The organism is Promicromonospora sp. NPDC110617, assembly GCF_055598465.1.
On sequence record NZ_JBVKBM010000002.1, the window covers coordinates 1447847 to 1463474 of the forward strand.

At 72.9% G+C, this 15628-nt stretch carries 15 protein-coding genes and 3 tRNA genes; 5 read left to right on the forward strand and 13 right to left on the reverse strand.

Annotation, left to right across the window (positions count from 1 at the left end; genetic code table 11):
• Positions 1 to 13: 13 nt before the first annotated feature.
• Complete coding sequence (rnhA, locus tag ACZ7LE_RS17230) at positions 14 to 481, reverse strand: ribonuclease HI (protein WP_470404456.1); 468 nt, start codon at positions 479 to 481, stop codon at positions 14 to 16.
• 159 nt (positions 482 to 640) lie between these two features.
• Here rnhA and ACZ7LE_RS17235 point away from each other — a divergent pair, with 159 nt between their 5' ends.
• Together ACZ7LE_RS17235 and ACZ7LE_RS17240 are read left to right on the forward strand one after the other, a co-directional pair.
• A complete protein-coding gene (locus ACZ7LE_RS17235; protein WP_470404457.1) occupies positions 641 to 1507 on the forward strand; it encodes an LLM class flavin-dependent oxidoreductase in 867 nt (288 codons plus the stop codon).
• 139 nt (positions 1508 to 1646) lie between these two features.
• Positions 1647 to 3758 carry an acyltransferase family protein gene (locus ACZ7LE_RS17240; RefSeq protein WP_470404458.1) on the forward strand — a complete coding sequence of 704 codons (2112 nt, stop codon included), beginning with the start codon at positions 1647 to 1649 and terminating at the stop codon, positions 3756 to 3758.
• Positions 3759 to 3849: 91 nt separating this feature from the next.
• On the opposite strand, the gene leuD is transcribed toward ACZ7LE_RS17240, so the two are convergent.
• A complete protein-coding gene (gene leuD / locus ACZ7LE_RS17245) occupies positions 3850 to 4485 on the reverse strand; it encodes a 3-isopropylmalate dehydratase small subunit (RefSeq protein WP_397398666.1) in 636 nt (211 codons plus the stop codon).
• 14 nt (positions 4486 to 4499) lie between these two features.
• Positions 4500 to 6029, reverse strand: a complete 1530-nt coding sequence (leuC, locus tag ACZ7LE_RS17250; protein ID WP_397398665.1) for a 3-isopropylmalate dehydratase large subunit — start codon at positions 6027 to 6029, stop codon at positions 4500 to 4502.
• Positions 6030 to 6121: 92 nt separating this feature from the next.
• Here leuC and ACZ7LE_RS17255 point away from each other — a divergent pair, with 92 nt between their 5' ends.
• The 3 genes from ACZ7LE_RS17255 (at position 6122) to ACZ7LE_RS17265 (ending at position 8467) form a co-directional block, all read left to right on the forward strand.
• Entirely contained in the window at positions 6122 to 6841 is a 720-nt protein-coding gene (locus ACZ7LE_RS17255; RefSeq protein WP_026365378.1) for an IclR family transcriptional regulator, read from the forward strand.
• 216 nt (positions 6842 to 7057) lie between these two features.
• Positions 7058 to 7228, forward strand: a complete 171-nt coding sequence (locus ACZ7LE_RS17260) for a hypothetical protein (protein WP_020013705.1) — start codon at positions 7058 to 7060, stop codon at positions 7226 to 7228.
• Positions 7229 to 7285: 57 nt separating this feature from the next.
• The gene (locus ACZ7LE_RS17265) at positions 7286 to 8467 is read left to right on the forward strand and encodes a PH domain-containing protein (protein ID WP_470404459.1); all 1182 of its coding nucleotides are present in this window, start codon (positions 7286 to 7288) and stop codon (positions 8465 to 8467) included.
• Positions 8468 to 8656: 189 nt separating this feature from the next.
• Here the strand turns inward: ACZ7LE_RS17265 and ACZ7LE_RS17270 are convergent.
• The 10 genes from ACZ7LE_RS17270 to ACZ7LE_RS17315 form a co-directional block, all read right to left on the reverse strand.
• A tRNA-Glu gene (locus ACZ7LE_RS17270) sits at positions 8657 to 8729 on the reverse strand.
• A gap of 37 nt (positions 8730 to 8766) precedes the next feature.
• Positions 8767 to 8839 (reverse strand) — tRNA-Glu (locus tag ACZ7LE_RS17275).
• Between the two features lie 88 nt (positions 8840 to 8927).
• A tRNA-Gln gene (locus tag ACZ7LE_RS17280) sits at positions 8928 to 8999 on the reverse strand.
• A 136-nt stretch (positions 9000 to 9135) separates the two neighbouring features.
• Positions 9136 to 9924: an HAD family hydrolase gene (locus tag ACZ7LE_RS17285; RefSeq protein ID WP_470404460.1), complete on the reverse strand. Its 789-nt coding sequence runs from the start codon at positions 9922 to 9924 to the stop codon at positions 9136 to 9138.
• Positions 9921 to 11234: a lysostaphin resistance A-like protein gene (locus tag ACZ7LE_RS17290; protein WP_470404461.1), complete on the reverse strand. Its 1314-nt coding sequence runs from the start codon at positions 11232 to 11234 to the stop codon at positions 9921 to 9923. The genes ACZ7LE_RS17285 and ACZ7LE_RS17290 overlap by 4 nt, the downstream gene beginning before the upstream one ends.
• Positions 11235 to 11293: 59 nt before the next feature.
• On the reverse strand, positions 11294 to 12766 hold the full coding sequence (gene gltX, locus ACZ7LE_RS17295; protein WP_470404462.1) for a glutamate--tRNA ligase: 1473 nt from the start codon (positions 12764 to 12766) through the stop codon (positions 11294 to 11296).
• Positions 12763 to 13215, reverse strand: coding sequence for a hypothetical protein (locus ACZ7LE_RS17300; protein WP_470404463.1), 453 nt, complete (start codon positions 13213 to 13215; stop codon positions 12763 to 12765). Before ACZ7LE_RS17300 ends, gltX begins: the two co-directional genes overlap by 4 nt.
• Before the next feature lie 53 nt (positions 13216 to 13268).
• Positions 13269 to 14129 (reverse strand): GNAT family N-acetyltransferase, encoded by an 861-nt coding sequence (locus tag ACZ7LE_RS17305; protein WP_470404464.1) that lies wholly within the window; start codon positions 14127 to 14129, stop codon positions 13269 to 13271.
• 7 nt (positions 14130 to 14136) lie between these two features.
• Positions 14137 to 14730 (reverse strand): NUDIX hydrolase, encoded by a 594-nt coding sequence (locus ACZ7LE_RS17310; RefSeq protein WP_470404465.1) that lies wholly within the window; start codon positions 14728 to 14730, stop codon positions 14137 to 14139.
• Between the two features lies 1 nt (position 14731).
• On the reverse strand, positions 14732 to 15514 hold the full coding sequence (locus ACZ7LE_RS17315) for a fumarylacetoacetate hydrolase family protein (RefSeq protein ID WP_470404466.1): 783 nt from the start codon (positions 15512 to 15514) through the stop codon (positions 14732 to 14734).
• Positions 15515 to 15628: the final 114 nt, after the last annotated feature.

A 15628-nucleotide genomic window follows, 5' to 3' on the forward strand; every position in this document is an offset into this window, starting at 1 on the left:
GCCCCGTCGTGCGTCAGCGCACGCTGTCGACGCCCTTGTTCGCGAGCGCGTCGGCCCGCTCGTTGCCCGGGTCCCCGGCGTGGCCCTTGACCCAGACCCAGCTCACCTCGTGCTTGGCGACCTCGGCGTCGAGCGCCTGCCACAGGTCCACGTTCTTGACGGCCTGCTTGCTCGCGGTCTTCCAGCCGTTGCGCTTCCAGCCGTGGATCCAGGTCTTCATCCCGTTCATCACGTACTGGGAGTCGACGTGCAGCGTGACGACGGTGGGGCCCTTGAGCGCCTTGAGGGCCTCGACGACGGCGGTGAGCTCCATGCGGTTGTTCGTGGTGACCGGGTCGCCGCCGAACAGCTCCTTCTCGTGCGTGCCGGAACGCAGCAGCGCGCCCCATCCGCCCAGGCCCGGGTTGCCCTTGCAGGCTCCGTCGGTCCAGATCTCCGCGGTCGGCCGCGTCGCGCTCGTGCTGGTGCTCGTGCTGGTCACGGGGCTCACCCTAACCGGCGGTCCGGACGGCGCACGCCGTCGCCACCGCCGTCCCGCGCCCGGTGCCGGGCCAGGGTCGGTGGCAGTGTCAGTGTCAGTGTCAGTGGTCCGGCATAGCGTGTGAGTCGGCCCCGGTACGACGACGCATCAGGAGGACGGATGAAGTTCGGATTCATCAGCAGCTTCGGCACCATCGACCAGCACGTGGCGCTCGCCCGCGAGATCGAGGAGCACGGCTGGGACGGGTTCTTCACCTGGGATGCCATCAATCTCGGCGGTGAGTGGGCCATGCCGGTCTACGACCCGTTCGCCGTCCTGGCGGCCGCGGCCGCCGTGACCGAACGCATCACGCTCGGCGCCATGGTGTTCGCCGTCCCCCGTCACCGGCCGTGGGAGCTCGCGCAGCGGGCGCTCACCGTGGACCGGCTCTCCGGCGGTCGCCTGGTGCTGCCCGTCGGCGTCGGCGTGACCGACGACCGGGGCTTCACGTCCGTCCCGGGCCAGGCCACGGAGCTGAAGGACCGCGCGGCCCTGCTCGACGAGACCCTGGCGTGGCTGGAGAAGTCGTGGTCGGGCGAGGAGTTCGAGGTCTCCGGCGAGCAGGTCACCACGGGCCCGTTCCGCTTCCCCGAGCCCCCGGTGAACGGCCGCATCCCGGTGTGGCCGGTCGGCGTCTGGGACGCCGAGCGACCGCCCACCAAGAACCTGCGGCGCGCCCTCCGCTGGGACGGGATCGTCCCGCAGCTGCGCGGCACGGCGGACGACCTGACGACGGACGACATCGCCGCCCTGGTCGGGTGGCTCACGGCGAACCGGCCGGAGCCGACGGGCCCGGACGGCACGGACCGCCCGTTCGACGTCATCCTGCAGGGCAAGCTGTCCAGCGACCCCGCCCAGGCGGCCGAGCAGGCCCGCGCCATGGCCGACGCCGGGGTCACGTGGTGGATCGAGTCCTGGTGGGACCCGGCGAAGGACTCGGCGGAGTCGCTCCTGACGAAGGTGCGCCAGGGACCGCCGGTGATATAGCAGGTAGCATCTCCGTCCGCACCGCTTTTCACCCACACTTCACCCGGTAGTTCACCCGGTCGCGTGTCAGATGCCGCGCACCAGGCCGCCCAGGGGTCGATCCGTGCGGTGAGGCATCCGGGCGCGGACGGAGAGACGAGTGACGGACGACCGCCGAACCGCCCTGCGGGCAGACATCCAGGCCCTGCGGGCGGTAGCCGTACTGGCGGTCGTCCTGTTCCACCTCTGGCCCAACCGGCTCACGGGCGGGTACGTGGGCGTGGACGTGTTCTTCGTGATCTCAGGCTTCCTGATCACGTCGCACATCGTGCGGGACGTCGACGCGGGGCGATTCTCGGTGACCGAGTTCTGGTCCCGCCGCATCCTGCGGCTCTTGCCCGCCTCACTGCTCGTGCTCGCGGTGACCGCCGCGGGAGTCCGGGCGCTCGCCCCGATGCAGCACTGGGAGCAGTGGTTCCGTGAGATCGCGGCGTCCGGCCTCTACGCGGAGAACTGGGTGCTGGCCGCCGACGCCGTGGACTACCTGGCGGCCGAGAACGTGGCCTCGCCGGTCCAGCACTACTGGTCGCTCTCCGCCGAGGAGCAGTTCTACCTGGTCTGGCCGCTGCTCATCGCGCTCTGCCTGCTCGTCGGACGGCGGCTCCGTCCCGCCGCCGGGACCGGCTCCGGGTCCCAGGGCCTGGACCGCGCGGGCCGCCGGGCATCCTGGCGGCCCGTGGTGGCCGGGGCGCTCGTCACGGTGGTGGTCGCCTCACTGGTGACCTCGCTGGTCTGGACCGGCACCGATCAGGCCTACGCGTACTTCATCACCCCGACCCGGGCCTGGGAGTTCGGCGCGGGTGCGCTGCTCGCGTTCGTCCCGTCCTGCACCGGGCGGTGGTCGACCGCTGCCGCCTGGATCGGCCTGGCCCTGATCGGGGTCTCCGCCGTCCTGTTCACGGGGGCGACGCCGTTCCCCGGCGCCTGGGCGGCCGTGCCCGTACTCGGCACCGTCCTGGTCATCTGGGCTCAGGCGTCCGACCGTTTCACCAGCCGCCTCGCCGGCCTTCCCCCGGTGCAGTTCCTGGGCGACGTGTCGTACGCCGTCTACCTGTGGCACTGGCCCCTGGTCGTGCTGGTTCCGTACGCAACAGGGCACGACCTGCGCACCGTCGACAAGGTGGCGATCCTGGCGGTCACGCTGCTGCTCGCGTGGGGCACCCGGCAGTGGATCGAGGAGCCGGTGCTCACCCATCGACACCGGTTCCGGCCGCGCGCCACCTTCCTCGCCGCGGCGCTCGTGGGCGCCGTCGTCGTCGGCCTCGCGCTGCTCGGCGTGCATGCTGCGCGGGAGCACGTGCGCACCGAGCTCGCCCAGGCCGAGCAGGCCACCACCGCCGAGTGCTTCGGCGCGGCGGCGCGCCCGCCCCACGGCGAACCGTGCACCAATCCCGACCTGGTGGGCACGGCCGTCCCCGCGCCCGAGGCGGCCGGCGACGACATGCCGGAGCCCTACGCGGAGGGCCCGGACAAGTGCCCCGGGACCACCCGGGAGGACGTGGACCCTGTCGCGTGCGAGCGCGGCGACCGTGGGAGCGACGTCCGGATCGCGCTCGTCGGCGACTCGCACGCCGCGCACTACTCGAGCGCCTTCGTCGAGGCCGCCGAGGCCAGGGGCTGGGCGCTGGACATCTACATCAAGGCCGGCTGCCCGTTCTCCGACGTGATGCGCGTCCAGGACGAGGTGCTGACCGCCGCGTGCGTCGAGTGGGTCGACCGCGCCCAGCAGGTGCTCGTCGACGGCGGCTACGACCTGGTCGTCACGTCGCAGCTGAGCGGCGTCGACTGGGTGCCGCCCGCCGGCACGACGCCGGAGGCCTTCGCCGAGGACGGGCTGGTCTCGCTGTGGGGCGGGCTCGCCGACCAGGGGCTACCCGTGGTGGCCGTGGCCGACGTGCCCAAGCCCGACCCGACGGTGATCGACTGCCTGACGGCCCCCGACGTCGACCTCGCCACGGACTGTCGCACGCCGCGGGCCGACGCGACGGGCCCGTTCGACCCGCAACGGGGCGCCGTGGAGCGGCTCGGCCGGAGCGACGTCACGCTCCTCGACCTCACCGACGTCTACTGCGACCCCCGCGACTGCTTCCCGGTGGTCGGCGGCGTCACGGTCTACCGGGACGACAACCACCTCTCGGACACCTTCGCCCGCACCCTGGCGCCCTACGTGGCGAACGCGCTCGCGCCCCAGCTGCGCGGAGCAGGTGGCTGACGGCGGGTCCGAACACGGGTCGAGCCTGCCGAGACAGGGTCTCGACAGGCTCGACAAGGAGGGTCCGGCTCGGCCAGCGAGCCCGCAGCCATCAGACCGGGCGGGCCGCCTCGATCTCGACGGACGGCAGGTGCCGGGCCGGGAGCGTCTTCGGGCGCCACGACGCCCGGGTCTCCTCGAACGCGGTGATCTTGTCGGCCTCCTGGAGGGTGAGCCCGATGTCGTCGAGCCCCTCCATGAGCCGCCACCGCGTGTAGTCGTCGATCTGGAACGGCACGGTGACGTCGTCGGCCGTGGCGGTCTTGGCCGCCAGGTCGACGGTCACCTCGGTGCCCGGCTTGGTCTCCAGGATCTTCCACAGGATCTCGATGTCCTCGGGCGAGACGATGCCCGCCACGAGGCCCTGCTTGCCCGAGTTGCCGCGGAAGATGTCGGCGAACCGGGAGGACAGCACGACCCGGAAGCCGTAGTCCTTGAGCGCCCAGACGGCATGCTCGCGCGACGAGCCGGTACCGAAGTCCGGGCCCGCCACGAGCACGGACCCCGCGGAGTACGCCTCCTGGTTCAGCACGAACGACGGGTCGCCGCGCCACGCCGCGAACAGCGCGTCCTCGAACCCGGTGCGCGTGACCCGCTTGAGGTACACGGCCGGGATGATCTGGTCGGTGTCGACGTTGCTGCGCCGCAGCGGCACGCCGACGCCGGTGTGGGTGGTGAACTTCTCCATGGTCAGTGGTCCTCTCAGCGCAGCGCGGGCTGGATCGCTACGGGAACGGGCAGGTCGACGACGACGGACTCGCCCAGCGGCGAGGCGCCCACGCCGTCGAGCGGCGTGCCGTCGAACGTGGTGATGTCGATGTCGTACGGCAGGTCCAGGTCGCCCACGCTGGAGAGCGTGCCCCGGATCGCCGTCGCGGCCGCGACGAGCGGCGACACCAGGTGGGTGCGCCCGCCCTTGCCCTGCCGGCCCTCGAAGTTGCGGTTCGACGTCGAGGCCGACCGCTCCCCCGGCGCGAGCTGGTCCGGGTTCATGCCCAGACACATGGAGCACCCGGCGTTGCGCCACTCGGCGCCGAACTCCTTGAAGATCACGTCGAGGCCCTCGGCCTCCGCCTGCAGGCGCACGCGAGCCGACGACGGGACCACCAGGACGCGGACGGACTCGGCCTTGCTCCGGCCCTTGACGACCTTCGCGACGGACCGCAGGTCCTCGATGCGGCCGTTGGTGCACGAGCCGATGAACACCGTGTCGACGCTCACGTCGCGCAGCGGCGTGCCGGCCTGGAGGCCCATGTACTCCAGGGCCCGCTCGGCCGCGAGACGCTCGTCCTCGTCGGCGATGTCCGCCGGGACGGGCACGGACGCCGAGAGCGGCAGGCCCTGGCCCGGGTTGGTGCCCCAGGTGACGAACGGCTCCAGGTCGGCCGCCTCGAGCACGACCTCGGCGTCGAACTGCGCGTCGTCGTCGGACCGGAGGGTCTTCCAGTACTCGACGGCGGCGTCCCAGTCCTCGCCCTCGGGCGCGTGCGGGCGGCCCTTGAGGTACTCGAACGTGGTCTCGTCCGGCGCGATCATGCCGGCGCGCGCGCCGGCCTCGATCGACATGTTGCAGATGGTCATGCGGGCTTCCATCGACAGCGCCCGGATGGCCTCGCCGCGGTACTCGAGCACGTAGCCCTGCCCGCCGCCGGTGCCGATCTTGGCGATGATCGCCAGGATGATGTCCTTGGACGTCGCGCCCGCGGGCAGCGCGCCGTTGACCGTGATCGCCATGGTCTTGAACGGCGCGAGCGGCAGCGTCTGGGTGGCGAGCACGTGCTCCACCTCGGACGTGCCGATGCCGAACGCGAGCGCGCCGAACGCGCCGTGCGTGGACGTGTGCGAGTCGCCGCACACGACGGTGAGGCCGGGCATGGTCAGCCCCAGCTGCGGTCCCACCTGGTGGACGATGCCCTGGTCCGCGTCACCGAGGCTGTGCAGCCGGACGCCGAACTCCTTGGCGTTGGCGCGCAGCGTCTCGATCTGCGTGCGGCTCGTCGCGTCGGCGATCGGCCGGTCGATGTCGAGCGTGGGGGTGTTGTGGTCCTCGGTCGCGATCGTGAGGTCGGGTCGCCGCACCTGCCGTCCGGCAAGGCGCAGACCCTCGAACGCCTGCGGGCTCGTGACCTCGTGGACCAGGTGCAGGTCGATGTAGAGAAGATCAGGCGAGCCGTCCTCGCCTCGACGCACCAGGTGCGCTTCCCAGACCTTCTCCGCCAGCGTGCCGGCCATTGCGGTTCGCCTCCCTGTCAAAACTACCTCTGTCAGAAACAACTTTGGGCCTCGACTTGCAATCTCACGTTCCGAGACGGCAATATCGCGGTATGGACGATACTAGCGGAGTCGGCGTCTTGGACAAGGCGGCGTCCGTCCTCGGGGCACTCGAGGCCGGCCCGGCCACCCTGGCGCAGCTCGTCTCCTCCACCGGCCTGGCTCGCCCGACGGCGCACCGCCTGGCGGTGGCTCTGGAGCATCACCGCCTCGTGGCACGGGACATGCAGGGGCGGTTCGTGCTGGGCCCGCGCCTCAACGAGCTGGCCACGGCCGCCGGTGAGGACCGCCTGCTGGCGGCAGCGAACCCGGTGCTCATAGCGCTGCGGGACCACACGGGCGAGAGCGCGCAGCTCTACCGCCGGCAGGGCGACCACCGTGTGTGCGTCGCCGCCGCCGAGCGCCCGGTCGGCCTGCGCGACTCCATCCCCGTGGGCGCCACGCTCAGCATGAGCGCGGGCTCCGCGGCGCACGTCCTGCTCGCCTGGGAGGAGCCGGACCGGCTCCACCGCGGCCTGCGTGACGCCACCTTCACGGCCACGATCCTCTCCGGTGTCCGACGCCGGGGGTGGGCGCAGTCGGTCTCAGAACGTGAGCTCGGTGTGGCATCGGTCTCGGCGCCCGTGCGCGGCCCCTCGGGCCGGGTCGTGGCGGCCGTCAGCGTGTCCGGGCCCGTGGAGCGGCTCTCGCGGCAGCCCGGGCGGCTGCACTCGGCTGCCGTCGTCGCCGCCGCGAACAAGCTCACCGAGGTACTGCACCGGTCCGGCGAGTGACGCGCGGGCGCCGTCCGCCGGGCGGCGCCCGCCACCACCCCGCGACCCGGCCGGTGCGCACGAGGTGTGCGGTCGATGTGAGCGGTCCGTGAGCGTTGGGCCGCCACGCCGGGCGTGGTGATTCCCCAGGTCCGGGTGGTGTCAGTAGTCTCGTCCGCGACGTGTGCACACCCGGTGCGCGCGCACCAACGTCGGAGGAATCTGATGCCGCCTAAGGTGAGACTCATCATCATCTGGGTCGTGGTGATCTTCCTGCTCTACTCGGTCATCAACGACCCCGAGCGATCTGCCGACGTCGTGCTCGCCCTCTGGGACGTCATCTGGGGTGCCATCGCGAACATCGGCACCTTCTTCGAGGAGCTCTTCACCGGGTCGATCGGCCGCTGACGACGTAGGGTCGGCGGCGGCAGAGGACCATTCCGAACGCACCCCGGGGAGACCCGCATGAGCGCAGCAGCGGACTTCGTGATCCGTCATCGCGCCCTGCAGCGGTACATCCTCGCGGACGAGAAGGTGATCGTCGCCACCCGGCGGCACTGGGCCAGGCTCTGGGAGCCGATCCTCACCACGACCGGGGCGTTCTTCCTCGGGCTGGCGATCCTCGTCGCGGTGGACCCGGACGTCCGCGACGGGCTCGCCTGGGTGTGGCTGCCGTTCCTGGTGCTCGGCCTGCGGCTGCTCTACAAGTGGCTGGACTGGCGGGCCGAGTGGTTCGTGATGACCGACCGCCGGCTGATCCTGCTCACCGGGCTCCTGGTGCACCGGGTGGCGATGATGCCGTCCGAGAAGGTGACCGACTTGGGGTACGAGCGCACCCCGCTGGGCCAGGTGCTCGGCTTCGGCACCTTCGTCTTCGAGACCGCGGGCCAGGACCAGGCGTTCGACCGCGTCACGTGGATCCCGCGCCCCGACTCGCGGTACCGCCTCATCATCGCGACGCTCTTCCACCCGGACGCCGCCGACGCCGAGGCCGCCGCCCAGTCCGGCCCCGACTTCCGCCCGCAGGCGGTACCGCCTGCCGATCCGGCACCCGCCGCACCACCCGCGCTCATGCCGCGGATCGGCCGGCGCAGCAATCCGCCGACGCAGCGTATCGAGGTGCCGGTGCTGCGGGACCTGGCCGGTCCGGGCGGCGGGGCTTCGGGTGCTGCGTCCGACGGCACCACGACGGACGGCGTCGGCTCGGACGGCGTCGGCTCGGACGGCGTCGGCTCGGACGGCGTCGGCTCGGACGGCGTCGGCTCGGACGGCGTCGGCTCGGGCGGTGTCGGCTCGGACGGTGCCGCTCCGGACCGTGGCGCGGCCGGAAGCCCGCTCTCCGCCGGCGCGGGTCAGGCCGGCACGTCCTCCGGCGGTGCGGTGCGGGACGGCGCAGTGCGGGATGGCGCAGTGCAGAACGGCGCGGGCCGCACCGGCCCAGGCGGCGGGTCCACGGGCGCCGCCCGGCCGTCGGCGAACGGCACGCCCCCGGTGGCGGCGGCGTCGGGCAGCGGAAGACTGCCGGGCCGGACCAGCGACGGCAAGGGCGGCGACCACGTGCCCGGCGGGCCGACGTCCGCGACCGACGGATCGGACGCCCTGCCCAGCCCGTTCATCGAGGGCGGCAAGGACCCGAAGATCCGCTGAAACGACCGGCCGGCTCGCGGACCTACCGCCGACCGACCGCCGACCGACCGGCCGACCGGCGAACGTAGGCTTCGTCGGCCCACGACGGCTCAGAGACCGACGAACCCTACGTTCGACGCCCTGCCACCGGAGAGCAAGCCGCCGGGAAAAGCACGAAGGCCCGGTCCGTCAGGACCGGGCCTTCATCTGTACCCCCAGCGGGATTTGAACCCGCGTTACCGCCGTGAGAGGGCGGCGTCCTAGGCCGCTAGACGATGGGGGCCTTGAACTCGTCCGCCGACCGGAGCCGGTGGACTGCGTACCCCCAGCGGGATTTGAACCCGCGTTACCGCCGTGAGAGGGCGGCGTCCTAGGCCGCTAGACGATGGGGGCCTTGAACTACCGGTGTGAACCGGCACCGTGAGAACGATAGCGCACCCGACAACCAACTTGCGTCGGTGTGGATGCGCAGTGCTCTGCGCTGGGGTACCAGGACTCGAACCTAGACTAAGTGGACCAGAACCACTCGTGCTGCCAATTACACCATACCCCATGGGGGTATGACCGCCTGGATACACCTGTCTCCGACAGGCGTTCCGTGGGGGCCCTACCGCTGGAGAACATTACCTGACCTCGGACGGTGGGCAAAACGGAATGAGGGTGCCGTCCGTCACCCGGGTCAGATCGGGTCAGCCGAGGGCGGTCCCGTAGCCCAGCGCCGCCGGGAGCTCCGCCAGCGTCTCGAGCACCACGACGCCCGCCGCACGCAGCGCCTCCGGGTCCTGCGGGTCGCTCTGGAGCCCGGTGCGCGGCCCGGCGTGGCCCCCGTAGGCCGGACCGCGGCGGTGCCCCGGCCGGTCCAGCCAGACGCCCGTCAGGCCCGCCTCGTGGGCCGCCAGCGCGTCCACCGTGGGCTCGTCGCCCACATAGGCGGCCCGGGACGGCTCGATGCCCAGCTTGCGGGCGCCCTCCGTGAACACACGAGGGTCCGGCTTGCCGAAGCCCAGGGTGTCGACCCCGACGAGCACGGGCAGGTCGCCGAGCCCGGCGACCTTCAGCTTGCGTTCCTGGAGCTCCGTGGCGGCGTTCGTCACCACCCCGACGCGGAGGCCCGCCGCGAGGGCGGCGTCGACGGCGGCGCGGGCGTCGTCGTGCGCGGTCCACGACCGCTCGAAGGTGCCCCAGAACAACGCGTCCCACGCCTCGAAGGACGTCTCCGTGACCGGCGCGGCGCCGAACGTCTCGTGCAGCAGCGCCGCCCGGTGCCGACGCTGCGTCACGTGGTCCATCTCGCCCCGCGTGTACCGGCTGTAGAAGCCGCCCGGATCGGTGCGCCAGTGCGACAGGATCTCCGGGTCGCGCTCGGCCGGGACGTGCGGCAGGTGCTCCGCCCGCACCGCCTCGAGCGCCCGCGCGAAGGCGCCCTTGGTGTCGACGAGGGTGTCGTCGACGTCGAACAGGATGCCCTCGATCGTCATACCGTCTCTCCCTTGACCCGTTCGTGCTGTGCCTGTTCGTGCCGTGCCTGTTCGTACTCCACCAGCCCCGTCACCGGACTCACCACCGGCACCGGGTCCGTCACCACCAGCGTCGGCCTGCGGCGCCGTGCCCACCAGAGCAGGACCGCGGTCGTGACGAGCGTGACACCGATGCTCACCGCCCCCTCGGACGGCGCCACCTCGGTGATCAGCAGCGCGTCCTGGAGCCCGTCGTAGGCGACCGCGAGGCCGAAGGCCACCAGGTTGTTCGCCGCGTGCAGCGCGACGGCGACCTCCAGCCCACCGGTACGCCACACGAGCAGGCTCGCGACCAGGCCGAACACCAGCCGGTCGGCGAACAACCACGGACTCTGCGCGCCGTGCGCCATCGCGAAGAGCAAAGCGGACACCACGGCGGGCACGAGCACGGCGACCCACCGCCGGCGCAGCATGCTGCCGAGCCACTGCGTCAGCCAGCCGCGGAAGAAGTACTCCTCGCCGGCCGCCTGCAGCGGCGTGGTCAGCAGGACCACCAGCGCCAGCAGGGCCCAGCCGGACGCCGGGGTGAGCGGCCACAGACCGGCCTCGTCGGCACCCGGCCCGGCGTCGGCCCCGCCGAGCTGGGCCATCAGGACGCTCGTGCCGATCGTGAGCGGCACCAGGAGCAGCAGCGACATGCCGAGCCCGCCGAGCAGCAGGCGCCAGCGCACCCGCCCCAGCACGGAGGAGACGAGGCCGCCGCGCCGGGCCTGCGCCCAGGTCGCGAGGAGCGCGAGCGGGATACCCAGGGCGAGGCCCAGGTTCGTCACGAGCAGGCCGGCCGGCGAGACGAACCAGGCGTCGGTGAGGGTGCTCGGGTCCGGGAGCTGGGTACCCAAGGCCTGCGCGACGACCCACACGAGGGCGTACAGCAGCATCGCCCCGAAGATCACGACCACGCCGACGGCGGCCGCGGCCAGCCCCACCAGGGGGCGCCACCAGCGGTGCCGCGGACCCCGGAGGGCCTGCGGGTACTCCCGCGGCCCGGCCGGCAGCACCTGCGGCGGCGCGGCCGGGGCCCAGGCGGACGACGGCACCGCCCCGGCCGGGGCCCAGGTCGACGACTGCGCTGCCCCGCTCGTCGGCGGACGCACCGCCGGGGACGCCGGCACCCGAGACGCCGGCACCGAAGACGACGGCGCCAGGGACGACGGCGCCGCAGCCCCCGGCAACGAGGACTGCGGCGTCGGCTGTGGTGCGGTCGGGCTCGGCGGCGCCGCGGGCTGATCGGTCGTGGGCGGCACGGCGTCAGGAGTCATGGCGTCGGTCACGTCTGCCACGTTAGTCCAGAACGCCCCGGTCGAGGCGCCGAGGCCCCCGCGTCCGGGTCCTAGGACGCCACGTTCGCCGACGCCGTCTCGGCGAGGCGAGCCAGCGCGGCGTCGACCCGCGCGAGCGTGCGCTCCCGGCCGAGCACCTCGAGCGACTCGAAGAGCGGCAGGCCGATGCGGCGTCCGGTCACGGCGACCCGGACCGGGGCCTGCGCCTTGCCGAGCTTCATGCCGTGCTTCTCGCCCACGACGGTGACGACGTCCTTGAGCGCCTCGGCCTCCCAGGCCGCGTCGGCCAGGGCCACCCGGACGTCGGCGAGGAGCTCGGCGGCGCCGGCCTTCATGGCCTTGTTCCAGGAGTCCTCGTCGACGATCGGGGCGTCCAGGAACAGGAAGTCGACGTTGGCCGTGATCTCGGACAGCAGGGCCACCCGGGAGTGCGCGAGCGGCGCGACGGCGTCGAACACGGCCTGGTCGAACTGCTCCGGCGTCCACGGCGCGGCCGGGGCCCGCAGCCACGGCGCGCAGGCCACGGCGAACTCCTCGACGCTCAGGGCGCGGATGTACTCGCCGTTGAAGGCGGTGAGCTTCTTGACGTCGAAGAACGCCGACGAGGAGTTGATGTCCTCGACGCGGAACCGGCGGACCAGCTCGTCGAACGGGAGGATCTCCTCGTCGTTGCCCGGCGCCCAGCCCAGCAGCATCAGGTAGTTGACCATCGCGTCGGGCAGGATGCCCTCCGCGAGGTAGTCCTCCAGGGCCACCTTGTCCCGGCGCTTGGAGAGCTTCTGCCGCTTCTCGTTGACGATCACCGGCATGTGCGCCCACTGCGGCGGCGTCTGCCCCAGGGCCTCCCAGAGCAGCTGCTGCTTGGGCGTGTTGGGCAGGTGCTCCTCGGCGCGCATGACGAGGGTGATGTGCTCGTCGATGTCGTCCACCACGTTGGCCAGCAGGAACACCGGCGAGCCGTTGCCGCGCGCGATGACGAAGTCCTCGAGGTTCGCGTTCGGGAAGGTCGGGTTGCCGCGGATCAGGTCGACGACCTGCGTCTCCCCCTCGTCGGGCGTGCGGAAGCGCAGCGCGCGGCCCTCGGCGTACTCCAGCCCGCGGTCGCGGCAGAAGCCGTCGTAGCCGGTCTGCTGGTTGCCGGTGCGCGCGATCAGGGCGTCCCGCGTGCAGTCGCAGTAGTACGCCTTGCCCTCGGCGAACAGGCGCTGGGCGGCGTCCTTCTGGATGCCCGCGTTCTCGGACTGGAAGTACGGGCCCTCGAAGGCCGGGTCGTCCTTGCGGATGCCCAGCGCCTCCATGGCCGACAGGATGCCGTCCACCCACTCGGGCTGGTTGCGCGAGGCGTCGGTGTCCTCGATGCGCAGCACGAAGGTGCCGCCCTGCTGCTTCGCCACGGCCCAGTTGAAGAGCGCGGAGCGGGCACCGCCCACGTGGAACATGCCGGTCGGGGACGGCGCGAAGCGGACGCGCACGGCCGCGCCGTCGGGCGCGGGCTGGGTCGGGGTGTCGGTCACGGAAGTCACGGGCCAAGCCTAGGCGCTGCGGGGCCCGACGGCGGCGCCTGCCGGGCCACCCGGTCCCGCCAGGCGCGGATCAGGAGGGCGACCGCGAAGCCGGGCCACACCGGGATCGACGCGAAGGCGGGCGTCAGGACGAAGAGGAGGGGCCACCCCTCGTCGCCCTCCGGGAGCGAGACGGCGACGACGAAGTAGGCGACCGCCAGGACGACCGTGGCCAGGACGAGGCCCACGGCCAGCGACGCCCAGTCGCTGCGGACCTCCAGCAGCCGGAGCAGGGCGGCCGCGGCGACGATCGACCCGAGCGCGCCGGCCGTCACCACGAGCGCGCTCACGAGCCCGAACACGACGCCGTCCCACGCGATGTCGCCGCTCGTCTGGAGGTACACGAGCACCACCGCGGTGATGCCGAACGCCACAGGGGTCAGTGCCAGGAATCGTCGTGCGGTCTCCACGGGGACCATGATGCGTGCCGGGCACCGCGGTGACCACGAATGTCGGCGGTGGGCTAGCCCAGCCGCTTGAGGTACCGCCGCGTCGCCACGGGCACGGGACCCTCGGCCGTCTCCGCCCGGTAGTCCAGCGGGCCGCCGTCCGACCAGCCGGCGCGCTCGTAGAACCGGCGTGCCCGCGTGTTGCCGGTCACGACGGCGAGCCAGGCCTCGGTGTGCCCGGCGGCCGCGATCCGGGCCTCCCCCGCGGACAGCAGCTCGGCCGCGATCCCCGAGCCTCGGTGGGCCGCCGCGACGAAGAGCTGCTCCAGCTCCTCGCCCTTGACGGTCACGAATCCGGCGACGGCGTCCTGGCCCGGTTCGCCGCCGGCCGCGGCGCCGCCCGGGGCGGTGTCGAGGGCCACCGCCACCGTCGTCCCCGGGACCCGGGCCGCGGCGCGGGGGCCGAACGACTCCCGGGTGCGGGCCGCCTCCAGCGCCGGCGGCACGAGGCCACGGTGGCCGTCGCCCCAGGCCGCGTGCCAGACGGCGGCGATCGCCGGTGCGTCCGCCGGCCTCGCGTGCCGGAGCTCGACGTGCCGCACGCGCAGCGGCCCGAGGAGGAACCGGTCCTCGTCCGGCAGCACCACGGGCTCGGTGCGCCACCCCGGCCCGGCGTACGCCGCGAGCGCCGCGGCGTCGCGCCAGCGGCTCACGTAGGTCAGCATGTCCGGAACCGGGGCGTCCGGGGTCGCGGCGTCCAGCGTCGCGGCGCCCGCGGTCGAGGTGCCCGGCGCCCCGCTCCCCCGGCGGACGACGATCTCGTCGCTCACGAAGCCGGCGTGCGTCGCGAACCCGGCGGTGCCCGCCTCGATGAACGCGCGGAACTCGTCGAGCATCCCGGGCCGGACCCGGGCCGTGGAGCGCCTGATGATCATTCCTCGATCATGCTCCACTGGTCCGGGCGCGGGCCAGCATCACCAGCTCGGCCAGCTCGGGTTCCGGGAGCGCGTCGACGGACCACCAGCGCAGGTCGAGGGACTCGTCCGAGACCGCCGTCTCCGCACCGGGTGCCGCGACGGCGACGAACCGCACGTCCAGGTGGTGCACCGGCCGGTCCGGGTCGCCCGTGCCCGGTCGGCAGAACGGCACGACGTGCTCGTCGAGGTGCACCGGGACGGCGTCGAGCGCGAGCCCCGCGATCCCGGACTCCTCGCGCGCCTCGCGGGCGGCGGCGTCGGCCAGCGAGGCGTCCCCGGCCTCCAGGTGCCCGCCGAGCTGGAACCAGCGCCGCGCCTTGGCGTGCAGGGTGAGGAGCACCCGCGCGCCGTCGTGCGACAGCACCAGGGTCGACGCCGTGAGGTGGTCCGGCACGGACTCGCGGAACACGCCGTCGTCGTGCGCCTCGAGGTGCGTCACGTACCGGGCCCGGAGGCGCTCCTGCTCCGGCGTCGGCCCGGTCCAGGAGCGCAGGGTCGCCAGGGCGTCGGCGTGCAGGGACGTGCCGGACTGGGTGCCCGGCCGGGTCTCGGCGCTCACCTCAGCGGCGCCGCAGCACCGGGTTGGCGAGGACGCCCACACCCTCGACCTCGACCTCGACGCGGTCGCCCTGGTCGATCCGGCCGACGCCGGCGGGGGTGCCGGTGAGGATCACGTCGCCGGGCAGCAGGGTCATGGCCTCGGAGATGTACGAGACGAGGAACGGCACGTCGAACACCATGTCGCGGGTGCGGCCGTCCTGGCGCGGCTCGCCGTTGACGCGCGAGCGCACGGCGACGTCCTCCGGGTTCAGGTCGGTGTCGATCCAGGGCCCGAGCGGGCACGAGGTGTCGAAGCCCTTGGCGCGGGCCCACTGCCCGTCGGTGCGCTGGGCGTCGCGCGCGGTGACGTCGTTCGCGACGGTGTAGCCCAGGATGTACGCCGGCGCGTTCTCCGGGGTGACGTCCTTGCAGACCTTGGAGATCACCACGGCCAGCTCGGCCTCGTAGGAGACCTCCTGCGTGAAGTCCGGCAGCACGATCGGGTCGTCCGGGCCGACCACGGCGGTGTTCGGCTTGAAGAACAGCAGCGGCGTGGTCGGGACGTCGCCGCCCATCTCCTTGGCATGGTCGGCGTAGTTCTTGCCCACGCACACGATCTTGGAGCGCGGGATCACCGGGGCGAGCAGCCGGACGCCGTCACCCAGCTCGATGCGCTCGCCGGTCGGCATGGCCGGCATGTAGAGGGGGTCGCCGCCCAGCACGGCGAGGAAGGTCCTGTCACCCTCCTGCTGCACGAGGGCGAAGCGGGGGTCGTCTCCGGTGGTAAATCTCGCGATACGCACGGGCTCAGCGTAAGCCGCGCGACGCGGTGGGCCCCGTCGGGGTCGGTCAGGGGGCGGTCAGGGACGGTTCAGGGCTGCGGCCCAGGTCATCCCCGATGCCCGGGATCCGCCCCG